Consider the following 3813-nt stretch of genomic DNA (forward strand, 5'->3'; position numbering starts at 1 on the left):
CGATGCCTGGCGCTCGCCGCCGCCGATCGCGAGGGTGACCTGCGCGTCGGCGATGATGGCCTCGACCTGTTCGGGGGACGACGTGTCGTAGACGGGCACGACCACGGCACCGGCGAACCACGCCGCGAGGTCGGCGACGGCCCATTCGTATCGCGTCGGAGCCATGATCGCGACGCTGTCCTCGGCCTCGACGCCGGCGTGGATGAGGCCCTTGGCCAGGGCGGTCACCTCGCCGAGGTACTCCGCCGTGGTCACCTGGCGCCACGGGGCGTCGGGATCCCCGGTGGCGACGTCGAACGCCGCGTGGTCGGGGTCGGCGGCGGCGCGGCGCACCAAGAGGTCGGTGACGTTGCGGTGATCGTCGATGTCGACGAGCGGCGCGGTGGAGTGCTCCTTCATGGTGGTCTCCTGGGTCGAGGCGGCGGGCATAGGGGAGGACCCGCTCTGAGGAGAGTTCGGAGCGCAGGGTCGTTCGGATGGGCGGATCGCGCCGGGCGGCGAGCGATTCGTCCTGTCGGGCGAGAGAACAGGTCGTGTGAAGCTTCAGCGTAGGCGGCTCGACCGATCCCGCCGTGCGCTTTCCCTTCGCGTCGCTCGACCGCTAAAATCCGACGCCGCCCGCGGGATGCGAGGCGGTGGCGACCGAGAACGTCGAGATGTCGTCACCGGTCTCGCCGTCGACGGCCAGCTCGGCGAGGATGCGGCCGATCGTGGGGGTGAACTTGAAGGCGTGCCCCGCACCGAGCCCGACGAGGATGTCGGGATGCTCGGGCAGGGGACCGATCACGAAGTTGCGGTCTGGGGTGATGGCGTACTGGCACGTGACTGTGCGCAGGGGCTCTCCGCTGGCGGGGATCGTCGCACCCATGAACTCCGTCAGCTGCGCGAGGAGTTCGGGTGAGGGCACGAAGGTGCGCTCGTCGGGTGTCATGAGGTTGTCGGAGCGATCCCGGGCGGCCTTTATCGTCGGCTCGCCGTAGGTCGGGAAGCCGTAGAAGCAGCTGGTGTCCTCCCAGATCCAGACGGGGAAGCGGTCGCGGTCGAAGGGTGCGGCATCATCCGGCTTGAAGTACGTCACCTGCTCTTGCATGGTGATGAGCGGTATCGCGGCGCCGAGGGGCTCGAGGAGCGTGTTTGTCCATGCATCCGCCGTGACGACGACCTTGTCGGCGAGCACGTCGCCTTTCGTCGTGCGTACGATCACGCCGTCGCCGGTCGGGTCGAGCGCGAGCACCGGTGTGCGGTCGCGGATGTCGGCCCCGCCGACCCGGGCATGCATCTGCAGGGCCGCGACGGATCGCGCAGCGTGGACGATGCCGGAGTCGGGCGTCCAGATCGTCTCGACACCGTCGGGCAAGCGGAATTGCGGCCACCTCTCGCGGACCTCCGTGGGCGTGAGGAGTTCGTAGGGGATGCCGACCTCGGTCAGGCTGTCGGCGAAGTGGGATGCCGCGAACGGGCCGTCGGAGGGGATGAAGACGAGCCCGCCCGTGATGACGGTGAGCTGCTCACCCGTCGTCGCCTCGAGTTCCGCCCAGTCGCGGTACGACGACCGGGCCAGGCGCACGTACTCGGGTGAGCCGTACGAGGTGCGGATGATGCGGGAGGTGTCGTGCGAAGCGCCGCGCACGTGCCCGAGCTCGAACTGCTCGAACGCGATGGTCCTCACGCCTCTGCGGGCGAGGTGGTAGGCGGTTGCGCTCCCGAGCGCTCCCATACCGACGACGGCGACGTCGAATTTCTCCATTTGGCTCTCGTTTCTTGGGGGTCGAGCGGGCGGTGGGCTCCACGATCAGCCCTGGTGAGAGGGCGGTTCGGCGGGGTCTCGAGCGAGTGTGGCCATTATGGGAAGTGCGTCTCGCGGCTGTGTTACAGTGCTCGCCACGTGCAAACCGTCGGTGTGAGGTTTGCTGTTATTGCGTCGGGAGGCGGGATGACCGCTCGAGTTGCCGCAGGCCTGCAGGCTCTCCAGGTGGTCGCGGGTCGTGCGGATCCGACCCTTCCCTTGGCCGCCGGCGAAATCGCACGGACGATCGCCATGCCGCTGAGCAGCGTGTCGCGACTGTGCGCGGAGCTGGTCGGGCTGGGTCTGCTCGCCCGCGGCGACGCATACGGCTCCTACAAGGTCGGCGAGGTCGCCCTCGCCCTGTCCGGACGCGCGTCGTCACCGTACGCCCGGGTCTGCCGCACCGTACTGACCCGCATCGCCCATCGCACGGGCGAGACGGCGGTCTTGGCGGCACCCGCGCCCGAGGGTATGAGGGTGATCGGGGCGGTCGTTTCGCCCTGGACGCTGCACTCGCCTGCCGAGGTCGGCGAGCTCGTCGTGGACCGCCTGAGCGCGATCGCACGAGCGGGATCTGAGGACGAGGCGACGTCGGGCGGCGGACGTGTCGTCGAGATGACGGTCGGCAAGTCCGTCGAGATCGCCGTGCCGATCCTGGCGCCGGGAGGCGACGCGCTTGCCGTTGTCGCCGTTCGCCTGCCGGTGAACCGGGCGAGACAGGGCATCGCGGTCGCGCGAAAGGCGGTTCTCGAGGCGCGACGCGCGGTGGAACGGGTCGTCGACGCGCGAGGTCAGACTGCGTCGCCGTCGGTGCCGGCGGCGATGAGTTCCCCACCGGCATCCCCGCCCGCCCCCAGCCTCGCGGCGACGCTCGACATGCTGTGGGCGCTGTCGTCGGGGCCACGGCCGCTCGCGGAGCTGGCCAGGGCGGCGGGGGTCCGTCGAGATCGCGCTCTACGTCTGCTGGAGACCTGCCGACGCAGCGGGGCGGTCCGCATCGAGGAGGGCGAGGGGCTGGTGAGCCTCGAGTGGTCGATCCACGGGTGGCAGCGGGCGGCGCTGGCTTCGAGGCTCGTCGCCGAGGGAACACTGGTCGTCGCACGTACGGCTGATCGCGCCGGCGTGTGCGCCTTCATCACGGTGCTGCGTGGGATGCGGTCGGTCACCCTGGTGGAGGAGTTGCGTCACATCGGTCCCGGCTTGGAGATGACGCCGTGGCTCGGGCGACCGTGCCCCATCCTCAGCTCGGACGGCGGGCCGGCGCTGATGCTCGCGTTCGACGACGACGACATCGGCGCGTTTCTTCCCGCACGGGTGGATGCGCGGGAGTCGGCCGAGTTCTTCCAACGCGTCCACCTGCTCGGCAGGGACGGCGTGATGGCGCGGGAATCCTTCGAGGAGGCGGGTCAGACCGCGTTCACGGCGCCGATCCGGGATTCCAGCGGAGCGGTCGTCGCGGCAGCGTGCCTCGTGGGGGCGTCGGATGAGCTGCGCCCTCGCGTCGCGGAGCTTTCGGACGCGGTCCGCACGATGGCCGCGGAGGTCTCGATCCTCGTGGGCTTCGGCGCAGAGCATCCCGGGGGAGCCGTGCCGACACGGTGAAGGGCCGGTCGGAGAGGCTTCCGACCGGCCCTTGTCCCTTGCACCAAGAGTGTCCTGCAATCACATGCCGGTGACCGCCACAGCAAAACGATCACCGTGCTCACACTCTATAACGGAAAGGTAACGAGGGGAAGGGTTTTTCGAGACCTTTTTGTGATTTTCCTCGCAGGTGGTCGACGCCGGCCGCGAGCCCGGCACGACGATATCGCCGGCACAGCGACTGAGGTCCGCGCCACGTTGTCTATCTACGCCTTCGACGTTGTCGGAGGCGGGTGGGTGAGGTGGTCGCCGGTCGCCAGCGTTGATCAGGGTCGATCCAGTACGGCGCCTTGATCTCGGGAACGCCATCTCGTATCCGGATCTGCCAGCCGCTCGTCTCGAGGGTTCGGTGGTGGTGCCAGCAGAGCAGAGGCTGTCGCATGAAT

The 3813-nt window shown here is 69.1% G+C and carries 3 protein-coding genes; 1 reads left to right on the top strand and 2 read right to left on the bottom strand.

The genetic code is table 11. The features are described from left to right. Together B4E30_RS07665 and solA are read right to left on the bottom strand one after the other, a co-directional pair. A partial coding sequence (locus B4E30_RS07665; protein WP_286794472.1) for an AMP-binding protein occupies positions 1-399 on the bottom strand: 399 nt, incomplete at its 3' end. A 202-nt stretch (positions 400-601) separates the two neighbouring features. Continuing rightward, positions 602-1747: an N-methyl-L-tryptophan oxidase gene (gene solA / locus B4E30_RS07670; RefSeq protein WP_286794474.1), complete on the bottom strand. Its 1146-nt coding sequence runs from the start codon at positions 1745-1747 to the stop codon at positions 602-604. A 186-nt stretch (positions 1748-1933) separates the two neighbouring features. Between solA and B4E30_RS07675 the strand changes: the two genes are divergently transcribed. Further along, positions 1934-3388 (top strand): helix-turn-helix domain-containing protein, encoded by a 1455-nt coding sequence (locus tag B4E30_RS07675; RefSeq protein ID WP_286794476.1) that lies wholly within the window; start codon positions 1934-1936, stop codon positions 3386-3388. The last annotated feature ends 425 nt before the right edge of the window (positions 3389-3813 follow it).

Origin of the sequence: Microbacterium sp. UBA3394, from assembly GCF_002358725.1 — a bacterium.
GTDB classification, from domain to species: domain Bacteria; phylum Actinomycetota; class Actinomycetes; order Actinomycetales; family Microbacteriaceae; genus Microbacterium; species Microbacterium luteum.

Coding starts and splice junctions, on each gene's coding strand:
- B4E30_RS07675 (WP_286794476.1), top strand. CDS start 1,934: ATGACCGCTCGAGTTGCCGCAGGCCTGCAGGCTCTCCAGGTGGTCGCG.
- solA (WP_286794474.1), bottom strand. CDS start 1,747: ATGGAGAAATTCGACGTCGCCGTCGTCGGTATGGGAGCGCTCGGGAGC.